Raw genomic sequence first — 15493 nt, 5'->3', positions numbered from 1 at the left:
TATCGCATTCTTACAATCCATAGGGGAAATCATCTCTCATTTCAAATTATGAAAATAAGGCTGCGATGCAATTCGCAGCCTTAAATCTTACTTCAAAATCAGGTTATAGATGACCTGAGCCGCCTCTGCACGGGAAGCTATCCTTTTAGGCACAAACTGCCCCTGTCTTTGGCCTTGAACTAGTCCTAGTTGGGCTGCATCCTTTACCGAAGCAGTTGCCCATGAAGAAACCTGAGCCATATCTGTAAACAAGATGTCTGTAGAACCAACAGGCACTTTCCCATCATTCAGTTCGTATGCTTTCATCAGCATCACCGTGATTTCCTCTCGGGTAATCCGTGCGTCCGGCTGGAAACTGGTTGCGCTTCGGCCGTTGACAATACCAGCTTGGGTCGCAATCGCGATGGGTTCCGCGTACCAGGCATCTGTCGCTACATCTGTAAATTGTAATTCCCCTGCTACGGTCAGTCCCAGAGAATGAACGAGCATGGCGGTGAATTCAGCGCGAGTGACTGCCCGACCTGGCTCAAATCGATCTTCGTTTGTGCCTTCAACATACCCCTTCACTGCTAACTCCTTGATTACAGAGCTGGCCCAATGATTGGCCGGAACATCAGCAAACGTCCGATCCAGTTCCAGAACGGCATAGTTGCTGAAGTGTCTCACTTTAGTCGTTAATACGCCATTCACGTAATCCGATTTGAGAAATTCCAATTTCCCATTTTCGTTAATATAATAAATCCCCCCCTGTGAAGGGTCGAAGCCTTCAGCCGCTTCCAGACTCAGCGTAACCGGATGATCGAACGCAGAGAGTGTTTCGGTTGTACCAGATTTAGTTGTTACCGAAAGGCTGAATTCATAGATTTCTCCCTTAAGGGAAACCGTTGCCCGGGAAGATGATTCCACTGCAGCAATGACCTCCTTGGCCTTGCTGCCAAGCGGAACCATTTTCAAGGAAATGGTACTATCTTCCTGTTGCCCCGCTGGTAGCTTGCTCAACAGCTGCTGGAACAAACTCGCAGGTACTTGCAGGGTTAATTTGCCTGATTTCACTTCCAGTGCACGGTCGCCGAGCTGGTGTAAAACAGCAGATGACAATTGTAGCTCCTGAGTACCAGCCTTGATGTCCACAACGGCTTTCCCTGCCCCACTGTCCACTTTCAGCATATCGGCTGTGATGACCAGTTTTGCTGTATCCTTCTCCTGAACAGTGCTATTGCCGGAGTTTCCACTAGTATTGTTGTTATTTCCATTGTTGCCAGGATTCCCTGGGTTGCTTGGGTTGCCTGGGTTGCCTGGATTTTCCGGGTTGACTGGTTTTTCGGTCAATTTAACCAACTTCGATTCAGCCGGTCCAAGCGAGATGGACCATGAACCCGTGGCTGACGAAGATTCACCTGTCCACAAATCTTGTAACGTGTAGGATTTGGATTCATTCAATCCGGCACGACCCAAATTAATCGTTTTGTTCGCTGAACTATTGGCGCTGTAATTAAATACGGCAAGGTAATAATTATTGCCGTCTTTCAGAACAAACGTATCCGCAGCATTTGCATTCGTATTCCCTTCAAGCGGCTTGAATGCTTTTCCTTTCAGCGCCACCTGAAGAACATCCGTGTTATTGTACAATGCTGTCATGTATTCCTGTGCCTTGGGATCGTTCACATCATCGGAATCCATCATCACCGTGCCGGCAATCACACCGGAATTTACCCGACTACGGGCTTCCTCCAGGCTTGAAGCACTGCTTAATGCCAAATGATCTGGGTCTGTATAAGAATAGATCGTTCCATTTTGCCAGAAACCATATGTCAATGAATTGAGCATGTACTCCGTCTCATTGATTTTGCCATAGGTGTCACAAGAGATCCGTCTGCTATGCGCGTATTGACTTGGAAAAATCGGTGCAATGGACGCACTAATAAACATTTTCCCATCCAATCGCTCTTCGACATAACGCATCCCTTCATTGTATGCCTGGATTCCTGTCGTCACGGTAGTGTCATAGTGTTGGCCTTCCAGTGATCCATGGGTCAGGAAATCCAGTTTGATGAATGTTAATCCAAGTGATTTAAACTTATCCAGAAAATAATTCATACGCATTTGACTCCCCGGATGTGTCACATCCAGTGCATATGCTCCATCCAGCGTAGGCAGAGGTTTCCCCTGAGCATCCTTGAGCACAATATCACCATACGTATATTGCCCGTTGGTACCATCTACTTTTTGGCTCATATCGTTGCCCCAATACACAAATGGTCCCCAATAGATGCCTGCATGCTGACCATTGTCCTTAATTACAGATACGGCTTGGGCAAGCTCTGCATCACTTAGATTATCCCAGTAGGAATCCATATTAATGAATACATTTCCGTTATTGTTGAATTTCTTAAGGTTATTCTTGAAATAATTGGACACATCCACTACGTTCTGATACGAAAGCCCGCTATCATAAGCTCCCCAGCTATTCCAACCTACTGGAACACCTTGTGGCAGCTCCGGATTCAACGCCAGCGGAGGTGTAATAATCGCATTGGCTTTTCCGTATTCTTCAAGTCCTGTGCGGTAATCACTGAAACCACCTACCATAATCAATGGTGAGGACAGCTCAGTACCGGTCAGGCTGCCATGTGGTTGGGTGTCGCGAGTAACGTCACTCGCTGCACCACCATACACAGCAAATTCATTCAGACGATTAGCTGAGCCTTTCCAGTCAATACCGGTCTTCCAGGTGTCATGGGTTACTGAACCAATCACAAGACCGTTACGTGTTGAGTTATTGAATACCGTTGTCATTTCGTAACTGGTATCCGCCCGGTTCATCGTTTGAGATTTATAGCGAATCCAGGCGTCATTGTCAAAAGGTACTGTAAGCACACGATTATCCGAGCTTACGCCGATATCCACACCACCCGAATTTTTTACGGTAATTGGTGACATGTAATTACTTTGGATCTCTGTAGCACTGAAGGCATCCAGACGGTTGAGGAAATACGATTTATCTTCATAAAACCGATAGACCTGCTTCAGGGTTGGATTGCCAATTGACGTATGAACAAAGTTCAACTCAATGCCTTTGCCGAATCCATCCTGAATCTCCACAGGTGTTCCACCGCTCTTATGACTCTCATAACCTTTGGTTTCCACAAGGCCGTCACCAAGTTTAATGCTGCTGAAAATCCCCCGCATCTTCTGCCCTTCTGCCCAGCTATAGCCGACGAATCCAGTCTGGGTATTATAAGACACTTCGTATTGTCCGTTAGATACCAGAAGGCCATACGTGTAATCAGTCACCGTGATATCCCCGTATTGTTGCGAGTCACCCGGTGTTCCCAGATCGTCATCTCCTTCACCTGGATTTTCGGGTTCTGTCTCTATCGCAGGCTCTACGATAATCCGGTCCAGATCGGGAGAATAGCCATTGTTATCTGAAAAGGTAATCGTATTCTCGCCCTCAGTTAATGGGAGGGTAAGATCATACGTACCTACCGTATCCCAATCCGGGGTTTTAGGCAGGTCGTGGAACTGCTCTTCCCCATCATTCGCATGGACATAGAAACTCCGCGGATCACCGGAAAAATAATCTACCTTAACGCGGTAATCACCTGTCATTGGGGCTATAATTTTATTGAACGTCAAGGAGCTCCCGCCATTCAGGTAGCCGACCTTTTTGCCTCCGGAAGCATTCGGACTCTCTGTTACACGCGCTTCACCAGTCAGTGTATTGCCCGAATCTTCGGCTTCATAGCTAAGCGTATACGGGATTACTTCGATTCGGTCAAAATCGGGGGAGTACCCATCATGATCCGAGAACGTAATGGTATTAACTCCCTTATCGAGGGAAGCTTCTGCATCATACGTGCCTACCGTATTCCAGCTTGCCGTTTTGGGCAGATCAATCATCTCATCCGTCTCATTGTTCACCTGCATATAGACAGGTCGCTGGTCACCAGAAATATAAGATATTCGGATCAAATATGTACCATCTGCCGGTACAGTAACATTCGTAAATTGCAGTGAACTGTTTTTGTTCAGATCCGTTACTTTTTTTCCGCCTGAACTGATACTGCTGTCCACCACCTTGGCATTGCCTTTCAAAATATTGTCGGCTGCTTCTGCCTCAATGATTGCACCATGCAGATTTTTCTTCCAGTCGTCTCCGCCACCTTCTCCCGGGTGGTCACTGTCCAAACCGCGGATCACAATCTTGTCGATGTCGGGAGAATACCAGTTGTTGTCATCAATCAGGATTGTGTTGGTACCCGCGTTCAACGGAAGAGTCACATCATACGTTCCCACCGTATCCCAGTCGACTGTCTTGGGCGGTTCTTCAAATTGCTTCTCCCCGCCATTCGCACTAATATTGAACGGCCGCGAATCACCTGAAATGTAGTCAACGGAAATCTTATAATTTCCTGTCTCACTTACAGTAACATTGTTAAATTGCAAGGAACTGCCTTGGTACATGCCTCCGACCTTTTTGCCGCCTGAAGCCGTCGGGCTATCAGAGATTTTCGCGTTACCAAGCAAAATATTTCCCTCGGCCTCGGCTTCATAGGTATTCATATCATCGGCGTGAGCTGTTCGGACGAACTGGCCCCCGCCAACTACCAAGCAAAAAATGATAAAGAACACAAATCCTTTTTTCATAATCCGTCCCAACATAACATGCCTCCATTTTCTTATGATTGAGTTAGGTCTCCATATGCCTATCCTGCGGCGGTTCACAGCCATCATCTGTAATCGCTTTCATAAAGAGCTGTTAAATCCCCTCTCTCCTCCTTCCTTTCCTATATGCCTAATTGTAAAAAGGAGGAGGGGGATGTTCCATACCACAATGTTACTATTCATACAGGAAAGCCTCTTTCATTCGCCATATCATGGGTTAGTAAGAGGGAGCCTATCCAAATCATGTTCAAGGAAAACGGGAGGATCGTGATCGTTACCAGACAGCCTGTATCTTCATATACTTTTCCTGTATTCGTTGGGTGTTACGCCCTCTGTCTTCAGGAAAAGAGATATAAAATAAGATGAACTTTCATAGCCCACGTTCTGCGCGATATCGTGAATCTTGAGCGAGCCATCTGCCAGCAGTTCCCTGGCTTTATCCAGTCTGATGCGTGTCAGATAATCGTGAATTGTCATCCCTGTTTTGTCCTTAAAAATGGATCTCAAATAGTTTGGTGACAAATAGACCTGATCAGACAGGCTGTTGATGGTAATCGGCTGATTGTAATTCTGATCGATGAGAGTACGGACCTTGTGAATCAATTTTGCATTTTTGTCCATAAACCGCTCACCCAGCATACTCACGGCATCTTCCGCAGTACCGAGAATCAGATCCTCGATCTCATGCAGAGTCAGTGCATTATAGATGGAATGATACAGCTCAGCCCGCTTCGGAACAGGTTTATGAAGCTGCTCCAGCAGCTCATTAACGAGATCTATCGACCAGTCGCAGATGAATTTCTTCTTAACTCGCAGTGTTGCCAATCCCTCAATATACCCGTGCAGCTTCTGTGCCGCCCATTCAAAATCCAGTCGGTTAATGGCCTCAAACCATTCCTTTTGTTCAAAAGGGGGCATATGCTCCGTATAAAACTGGTTTGAAAGCGACTCCGCATGAATAATGGTGCCTGTACCTTCATAGAAACGCTCATTCAAAACGATGCGTGTCTGTTCGTACAGACAGTGAATATGGGATAACTCTGTCTCTTGTCCTCCTACAGCTGCCGTCACCGTAAAATCGAGGGCACTACGAATAGCCTCAGCCAAGTCTTCCCACGCATAATGTCCCGGCTGCTGGGCCGCTTCCATAAATACACCCGTCTCTCCTTCCTTGTAATCCACAAAGATCGCTTTCAGGTTCTTCGCCTTGAAGAAATGGTCGAGAAAAGACACCAGCCGTCCTGTACATTCCTCCAGACTTTGCTGTTCCTCTTCAGCCTCCTTGGGATCGATACTGAACAAGGCCATTGCATATCGGGTGGTCTCCGGTTGTCGGGTTAGACGGCTGAAACTAAAAGCGAGATCAAGAGCACGATCCTCATTTTTTTCGTAAGATAACTCCTTCAGGATATTGGCTTTGGCTGCCTCCATGGAACGGTTCTTCATTGCAACTTCTTCACAACGCTGTTTAACTTTACTGATAACGCTTTCAATTTCGTTTAAATCCAAAGGTTTTAGCATATATCCCACGGCCCCTACGTTGATAGCCGATTTTACATATTGAAATTCATCGTGCCCGGTCAGAAACATCACCTGGATCGAGTCGTAGCTCTCATGTATCTTTCTCGCCAGATCAATACCGTTCATTATCGGCATCTGAACATCGGTAAGAACGATATCAGGCTGGGTGGCCTCAATCTTCTCCAAGGCCTCCCTGCCGTTACTCGCCGTTCCCATGATATAGATACCCATCTCTTCCCAACGAATGTAATCCCTCATCATCTCAAGTCCCAGTTCTTCATCGTCTACCAAAAAAATACTGTACATCAACGTCCCCTCCCTTTGTCTCTTTCTGTCTCTATTATATGTTTTTCCCCCCGTTGGACCATGGTCCATATAAATGAAAGTTATTTTCAAGTATAGATCGTGTTATTTTACCAACTCCAGCTCGCTATTGAAATAGTAACTTTCGCCTGCTTCGGCATGAAGGATCGTTCTATGGTTGCCCCAACAAATGGTGAACGTTCCCGGCGAGAAAGTGTGAATGTTCGTAGAGGTCAGCTTTCCATTCTCCCAGACGATGTCAACCTCGGCATTTCCTTTTGCTCTCAGCCCAGTTATCGAGCCGGTGCTCCATGCCTGTGGAAGCGCTGGGAGAAGGTGGATCTCGCCCGCATAACTTTGCAGCAGCATCTCCGCTACGACAGCTGTACCGCCGAAATTTCCATCAACGACGAAAATATTGCTCTCTGCTCCAGCAATTCCGGATTTGGAATAGGTGAACAGATTATCGAAGCACAGGCCGCCGATCAAATGTGAGAGGTGTTTATATGCCGTCTCCCCATCGTGCAATCTCGCAAAACCCAGTCCAAACAAAGCAGCTGTAAATTCAACATCCTCCAGCTCTTCCTGGACCATGCGGTTCTCCAGCGTTACTCGTGCTGCAGTACTGAGTTCCGGTGTATGGTCAGGTGTAATCTGATTGTCCGGATACAGCGCATACATATGAGACAAATGCCGATGCTCCGGCTGCACCTCCTCATAATCCTCCAGCCACTCCTGTAACTGACCTTTCTTCCCGATCTGTAGAGGTGGTAGCTTGCTGATTGCTTCTTCCAGCTTGCGTCCAAGTTCCTCGTCTTTGTTCAAAAGTTCAACTGAATTAAGACAAAATTCGAAGAGCCTGCGCACCAGCATCTGGTCCATTGTCGTTCCCATGGACAGCTGCTGTGCCCCCTCTCTCGAATTATCAGAATAGAAATGATTTTCCGGCGAATTGGAAGGACCCGTCACCAGCCAACCGTTCCGAGGATGCTCACACATGTAGTCCAGATAGAAAGCCGCGGATTCCTTAAGTACAGGATAGGCCACATTCTCTAGGAAAACACGATCCTGACTGTACTCATAATGCTCAATCAGGTGTGTAGCCAGCCATAATCCGCCTGTAACGTTCAGCCCCCATGAGGTCTCCCATCCAGGCAACGTAAAGCCCCATACATTGGAGAAGACATGAGCGACCCACCCATCGCATCCATATACATTACGAGCCGTTTCCCTGCCCGCCTGTGCCAGATCCTCAACATACCTAAATAACGGAAGATGGCTCTCTCCTAGATTCGTAATCTCTGTGGGGTAATAATTCATCTGGGTATTCATATCAAGGTGATAATCACAGCTCCAGCCCATTCGGCACGCTTCACCATCATTCCAGATTCCTTGGAGATGGAGTGGCAGCGGAGAGTTCTCGCGAGACCCCGCAATGGTCAGATACCGTCCATATTGAAAAAACAATGCGTACAGCTGCGGATCTTCATCCCCATTACCCTGTTCCAACAAACGAATACGTTGATCTGTAGCCAGACCGGATTTCCCCTTGAGCCCCAACTGAATATCAACCTTGTCATATTGCTTGCCGTAATCGCGGAGATGATCCTCCCTAAGCAAGGCATACCCCTTGTTTAAAGCCTTCATCAGCGTATACTCGTTCTCTGTTTTCCAATCCTGATCTGTACGGCGATAATCCGTGCTTACACTAAAATAAATCCATGCCTCATCCGCTCCGGTCACGTTCAATCGACCATCTCTACTTACGATGGTACCCCCGGATACAACCAACTTGACCAAACCCTTGGCCCATACGCCGCAAGTCCCATCACTATGTACATTTTCCGTTGCCTGCCCTTGGAATTCAAGCGTGTTGTCATCTAAGGCTACTACCTTGAATGAGTCCGTGCCTGCCTGCAAGCCAAGTGTAAAGGATACGCAACCCTGAACATTGCTCCAAATTCTTGAGGCCACTATATCATCGGCGTGAGAAGCGAAAACTTCACGAAGAATCGTGATGTTGTCATCCTTCCAGAACGCCCCGGCCAGCGCATGAGTCAGATCCAGCTCGCGTTGGAAGCTTCCAGCTTCATCAGAACCCGAATTCTTCTTCCCAAAATCAATAACAATATCACATAATCCAAGATGGGTGCCGAAATTACGTTTCTTTGGCTGTAAATGCTGCTTGGCAAGACGGTCTCCTCCATCATAATCCCCAGAGAAAAAATGATCTCGCATCTCTTGAAGTGCAGCCTTGCCTCCTTCGGAAGGGTGCTCCGGATCAATTCGACCCGACCAGTAGGTGACCTCGCTCATACTCCATACTTCTCGATGCGAAGACGCCATAACAACCGCCCCTATTCTTCCATTGCCCAGCGGCAGGCCTTGAGACCAATCCGCTGCAGGGGTTGAATACCACAAAGTAAAATCGTTCATATCATGTCCTCCAGTCCAATAATGATTATCTATACAGATAGACTCATGACCCAAAACAGACAAACGCGCGATCTGTGAGATACAAAAGCGCGCGTTTGACTTTGTTTTTATATTCTAAAACCGTTTACTTCTCTGGGTTATCATTTCTCCCAGGTCAGTTTCCCTTCACGGTCAATCTGAAGATTTTGGATTCCGCCGGTTCCAGTGAGACCGTAAGCTCTCCAGACGTTTCCCCTTGTGAGCCTTCCCACAGATCTTGCAAACTGTAAACGGCATTGGTGTTTAGTCCGGCCCGCTCCAGCGAGATGGATTTCACCGCGGCCTGTGCAGCATCAAAGTTGAAGACGGCGAGATAGAAACTTTTCTCTTCCGACGATTCAAGGACAAACACGTCAGAAGACAGCTTCCCAAAATCACCTTCAACTGGTCGGAAGGTTTTGCCCATACGAGCAACGTTCAAAATCTCCTTGTTACCAAGCCATTCTTTTGCTCGTTCGGCAGCATCCTCTTTGCGGAAGTCATCCCCGAGTAGAAGCACCGTACCGGCAATGACTGAAGCAGTCAGGCGGCTACGTCCTTCATGCCAGCCGGTAGCTTCCTGGTTGAAGCTCTTGTATAACACCGAATGATCCGGATCATTGTAGCGATAGAGCGTATTGCTCATCCACCAACCGTGTGTCAGCGAGTTCAGCATATATTCCGTATCCGCAAGTGTACCGAAGACATCACAGGAAATACGGCGGCTGTGGGCAAATGCATATGGAAATAATGGAGCGATGGACAAGTTTATGAAAAATGGCCGTCCGATTACTTCTGGCGAGAGCTTATGCTGCAAATAAGACATGCCATAGTGATAAGCCGCGATCCCTGTTGTAATATCCGAATTGTGGTGCTGTCCCTCCAACGAGCCATGTGCCAAGAAATCCAGTTTGATATATTCGAAACCTTCCGCGATGAATTTATCCGTGAACCAGTCGATTCTTTGCAGGTTGCCAGGATGTGTCGGGTCTATTGCCAGACCACCGTCTACATCTGGCAGAATTTCGCCCTCACTGTCACGCAGCAGGATATCTGCATAGGTGTATTTGCCGTTCGTTCCTTCGACCGCTTGACCGAACTGATCAGGCCCTCCCCAGAAGGCAAATGGGGTCCAGTACGTTCCCGCTCTATGTCCGTTTTGCCGTACTCGGTCCAGTGCGCTCTTCATCTCTTCCGGCGTAAAATTGTCCCAGAAAGCATCAAAGTTGATATATAACGTATCCTCATTCTCGAATCCAAGCGGCTGCACTTCATTTTTCAGAAAATCGCTGGTCGCTGTATATAGATCATAGTCCAGATCACTCATAGCCGCAGACCAGCTGTTCCATCCGATGGGGACACCGCCCTCCCAAGGTAATTGAGCCTCAATCCAGCTATTAGCCTGACCGTAGGCTTCAAGACCTTCACGGTAGTCTTCATAGAACCCGACGAATACCAATGGAGATTCAACTCTTTTTCCCTTCACATAACCATGAGGCTGGGAATCGCGAGTCAGTTCACCCACCGCACCGCCGTACAGATCAAGTCCCTCAATTTGTCCGCTTTTTTCGCTTTGCATACGAATCCCTGTTTTCCATACCTTATGCGTAAGGGAACCCATCACAATTCCCCGGCGGCTGTCGGGCGCGAACAAGGCTGTCGCCTCATAACTCTCCATATCAAGCGGCGGCTTAACCACCGTATATCTGACCCATTTATCGTTGTCAAACGGAACACGCAGAATGCTTGGTTCATTCTGGCCGGATTCTCCGCCGAGTGATATGGTTTTGGATTGGATGACAGCCATGCGATTCGCCTTAAGCTCTTCATCACCGACTATAGCGGTCTGCACCAGTACATACGGTGAGGATTCATACATATAGAAATGCTGCTCCAGTTGCGGCAGCAACGAGGCTTTATGCAGAACGACCAAGCGGATGCCTTTTCCAAATCCTTCTCGAACAATATCTTCCTGTGCCGTCAGCTCATGGTTCTGATAATGATCCGTGCTGTATTCCCGGCCCTGCCAGCGAAAAGCACTACGAATGCCCTTCACATGGGAAGAATGCTTGCCGATGAAGGACACTTCACCATTTTCAAGATTGATCTCCAGGCTCACGTGGCCATTTGTAACGCTTACAAGATTAACATTCTGTTGCTGCACTTGTACGGCTGTATCGCTAGTTAGCATCATATGCCTCCTTATTGTTGCATGCTGTGCCCTGAGCGGAGCTGATTATGTCTCTCCTGCCCAAGTCTGCCCTCATTATAAAGACCGAATAGAGCATTTTCCATGCAACGATCTTCCGATCCATAACGCGATTTAACTCAACTTAATCTTGTAAGTACGTCCTGCAGATGTAGGGAAACCTATGATATTTAAATCGGTGTCCTCCGTCTCAACCACGCTGCCGTCAAGCGTTACCACAATTGGGCCATCACCTCTAAGCGCACACTCCCGACCCAGGTGCGAAGTGATGTGCGCTTCTGCAAGTTGTCCGTTGTCCCATCGGATGCTGACCTCAAAGCCACCTCGGGCACGCAGGCCGGAAACGTTGCCCTGCTGCCAAGCATCCGGCAGTGCAGGAAGCAGCTCTATATAAGGACGGTGGGATTGCAGCAGCATTTCGGCAATCCCGGCAGAGGCGGCGAAGTTGCCGTCGATCTGAAACGGAGGATGTGCGCCCAGAAGATTCGGATATACACCGCCATGGTTGTATTGCTCTGACGCTCCATCTCTGACCAGGCGCAGCATGTTGGAGAGCAGATGCAGGGAACGATTTCCCTCCCTGAAACGACTCCAAAGCGCAACACGCCATCCCAGGCTCCAGCCCGTGCTTTCGTCTCCCCGCCGCTCAAGGGAGGTTCTGGCGGCGACAAACAACTCTGGTGTCTCTTCGTCCGAAAGCTGTCGACCCGGATACACGCCTACCAGATGCGAGGTATGTCGGTGGTAAATGTCCTCATCCTCATAGTCCTTCGACCACTCCTGCAATTGGCCATATTTCCCGACTTGCAGCGGCAGCAGACGCTCACGGATGCTCACCAGTTCTTTTCTGAAATCCGGGTCCGCTCCAAGGATCTCCGAAGCTTCAATACAGTTGGTAAACAACTCCCAGATCAATGAGATATCCATGGTTGAACCCGGACTGACCGCTGCTACACCTTCCGTTGTACGGAATTTATGCTCCGGCGAAGTCGAAGGTGAAGTCACAAGGTGACCGCTACCATCGTCAATGAGCCAGTCCAGTGCGAACAGCGCAGCTTCCTTCATCACTGGATACGCGGAATTCCGCAAATACGTCTCATCTCCGCTGAAGGCATAATGCTCCCATAAATGCTGGGTCAGCCAAATACCTCCCATCGGCCAGAAGGCCCAGCTTGGATCACCGTCACCATAATTGCCCACCGGAGCCGTCTGTCCCCAGATATCCGTGTTATGATGCGTGGTCCAGCCTCGGGTGCCATAGTTGACCTGTGCGGTCTCAGCGCCCTTCTTCGCCAAATTGCTGATCAAGTCCAGCAAGGGCTCATGGCATTCAGCCAGATTGCATATTTCAGCCGGCCAATAGTTCATTTCAGTATTAATATTCAGCGTATAATTGCTGCTCCAGGGAGGACGAGTTACTGCATTCCATATGCCCTGAAGATTAGCAGCCTGCGTTCCCGGACGGGAGCTTGCGATCAACAAGTAGCGCCCGTAATGAAAGAGAAGCTCCACAAGCCCCGGATCCCCCGCCCCATAGGTCGTAATCCGCTGTTCAGTGGACATCTGCTCCGGAGCAGGTGAATTCCCCAGCTGAAGCTTCACACGATCGAACAGTAAACGGTAATCCGCAATATGGGAGTCAAGCAGGCTGTCATACGGCTTGGCTACCGCCTCATTCAGAAATGAACTTGCAGTGAAGGAAGCATCTTTTCCATCGACTCCCGGAATGGCATCCATACCATTAAAACTTGTAGCCGCACTGAAATAAAAGGTTGCCGTTGTCGCACCCAATACATGAATTCCACTGCCATCTACCGTTACCTGTCCATCCTCTGTCTTCACCGCTAGCTGGCCTTCAAAGACCATGCCCTTGTTATTTCCGGGATCACCGTATCGGATCGGCTCATCGCTTGCAACATAGCTGGGATCGACATGTTCAGGGGCCGTTCCTTCCATAACAAAGCGGCCTTCCCTCACACTAGTCACATGCCGAAGCGGGCTATCCAGTGACGCATGTACATTCAACGCACCTTCCACACTCGCAGCCAGCCGCAGTACAAGTACCTGATCAGGATGCGACGCAAACATTACACGGGTATATATAACATGGCCAATCTGATATTCAAGGCTGTGCACTGCATGTTCTACATCCAGCGTCCGCTTATAGGAATGGTAGATGTTCCCGTGCTCAAAACGTAGGAGTAAATTCCCGAAAGGCAGGTACGATTGAGTGTAAGGTCCCATCATTTCTCTGGTCAGCGTGTCCGCTTCTGTATAACGTTCCTCCTGTAACAGCTTGCGGACCTTTGGCAGAGCGTCCTTTGCGCCAGGATTGTTGCCGTTCTTCGGATAACCGGACCATAAAGTATCCTCATTTAAGCTGATTTTCTCCTGCTCCACTCCACCAAAGATCATACCGCCCAGACGGCCATTACCAATGGGAAGCCCTTCCGTCCATACATGTGCAGGTTTGTCATATTGAAGTTTCATGTGCACTCTCCCTCATGATTTCTCAATTGTTAGTCAATTCCTTCAGGAACATTAGTGAACGTATTATCCGCAATGTCAATCTCGCTGCAGGCGATTGTATAGACTGCTTCTTCAACGCAGGATAACTTTCCTGTCTCGCTGGAGGAACATATTTTATTCGACTTGAAAACCAACCCACAAGTGGACTTGGCGCTTAGAATCGGGACATCACTACAAGTTTCGAAATGGTTATTCAGGATAACGACCTGTCGGTGAACGGGAGCGCTCTCATCAACCACCACATTCTCCGGGGATATGAATATCACGGGATGCTCACTGCCGCCACATTCAATAAAATGATTATCTGAGATCGTCACATCCTCTACCCTTCCGGACTCATACCAGGACTCGGCATCCACCGCAATCAAAATGGCATTCATGGACATGCGTTCAAACGTATTCCCGGTAATCAGCACTTTCCGACGAGTTGTTACGAGGATGCCTCGTGTTGGTACTCGGGCAAAATGATTATTTGTAATTTCCACTTCAGGTGTCCAGGTTACATTCTCAATGACATCATGGCTGCCAATACCGTCCGGTACCGGATGAGCAAGAGTCAGTAAAAGCTCACGAGCACTTAAACGCTCAACCGCAACCACATTGTTGGAGGCGTAGGTCGTCAACGAACCGGAACGGACAAATTCGATTTCATCACCAGGATAAAATGCTGGAAACCCATACGTCTGGGGATGCATAAATTGAACCTTCACGCAATCCACTGCTGGCTGATCTACAATTCGTAAATAGGTACCGTGGACATTGACAGGATCATCATGCGAACCGGAAAAATAGCTGTCCCTTACGGCAACCTTGCCTCTGCAGCTGGAGATGTGCAGAAAATCCGCAAAGCCGGCAACCGTACGTTCCGTTTCGGTACGGGGAGCCAGGTTCATCCTTGAGAAGGTCAGATTTGTGCTGAACTGTCCGACGACCCCGAGTCCGTGCAGAAAATGCAGACTCACGTCTCTCCACGTTATATCCGAGCATTCGGTCATAAAAGCTCCAACTTGATCACGAATGCCATCGCGGTTTTGTAGAACATGACCAGGGACTACATCAGGTTGAAAATCAAAATGCAAACGGATGGTCATGGGCTCAAGCTCTTCCACAGATTGGGCCAATTCCAGCCAATTGTCGATTCGCCAGGTTGTATTCCGTAATGGATCATAGGTTTGCATGGGACCTTCCGCAAAATTCCAGCCTTCACCGAGCCAAGTTAGCTTGTTGTCCCGAATCTGATAACGGGAATCGGGGTGAACCCGCGCATTGAAATAATGCTTTCCGCTTGCGATAATCGTCATCTCCGTCACCGTCGGCTGGTGATAGTCTGTACGCAGGTTGCGAATCTCTACATTGGTGCATTTGTCCAGCAAAAACAGGGTCTGTTTGCCGTGGAAAATAAACAGGGAGCCGTTGCCCTCCAGTGTTACATCGTTCATCCCTTTCAGCAAAATGGCAATGGTCTTGGTTACGTCTGGATTCTCTTCTTCACTCGTCGTATTGGAGATATAATAAGGCGCCCGAATCGCCTCCTCCGGGTAGAAATGATATCTGCCTCTCGCACAGTCCAGCACCACCGGACCAGAAATTTCGGCCGCCGCCTGAATGGCACGAGCCATGGCTTGCTGGGTGTCCAACTCAGAGTCAGGCACAGCGCCATAATCCGTCAAACTTATCGTCGTGAAATTCGTGATATCTTCTTGTTCTGTCACAGAAATGATGATCCCACCCTTCTTGGTATGTAACACATCCATTACTTCTTCTCTATCATCACATATACTCCATCATCATACTTCGCCTCTGCCTAAA

General features: G+C 48.4%; 6 protein-coding genes. All 6 read right to left on the bottom strand.

The annotated features are described in order from the left end of the window. Nucleotides 1-87: 87 nt before the first annotated feature. Complete coding sequence (locus tag BLV50_RS00625; RefSeq protein WP_177031092.1) at nt 88-4665, bottom strand: S-layer homology domain-containing protein; 4578 nt, start codon at nt 4663-4665, stop codon at nt 88-90. A gap of 297 nt (nt 4666-4962) precedes the next feature. Continuing rightward, a complete protein-coding gene (locus BLV50_RS00620; protein WP_090805203.1) occupies nt 4963-6495 on the bottom strand; it encodes a response regulator in 1533 nt (510 codons plus the stop codon). A gap of 102 nt (nt 6496-6597) precedes the next feature. Continuing rightward, complete coding sequence (locus BLV50_RS00615) at nt 6598-8928, bottom strand: glycoside hydrolase family 95 protein (protein WP_090805200.1); 2331 nt, start codon at nt 8926-8928, stop codon at nt 6598-6600. A gap of 154 nt (nt 8929-9082) precedes the next feature. Further along, complete coding sequence (locus BLV50_RS00610) at nt 9083-11137, bottom strand: alpha-galactosidase (RefSeq protein ID WP_371129212.1); 2055 nt, start codon at nt 11135-11137, stop codon at nt 9083-9085. A 132-nt stretch (nt 11138-11269) separates the two neighbouring features. Beyond that, nucleotides 11270-13645: a glycoside hydrolase family 95 protein gene (locus tag BLV50_RS00605; RefSeq protein WP_090805191.1), complete on the bottom strand. Its 2376-nt coding sequence runs from the start codon at nt 13643-13645 to the stop codon at nt 11270-11272. Nucleotides 13646-13674: 29 nt separating this feature from the next. Beyond that, complete coding sequence (locus BLV50_RS00600; RefSeq protein ID WP_090805188.1) at nt 13675-15438, bottom strand: right-handed parallel beta-helix repeat-containing protein; 1764 nt, start codon at nt 15436-15438, stop codon at nt 13675-13677. Nucleotides 15439-15493: the final 55 nt, after the last annotated feature.

The organism is Paenibacillus sp. 276b (genome assembly GCF_900107875.1).
GTDB lineage: Bacteria > Bacillota > Bacilli > Paenibacillales > Paenibacillaceae > Paenibacillus > Paenibacillus marchantiae.
This window is presented reverse-complemented; position numbering and strand designations above follow the sequence as displayed.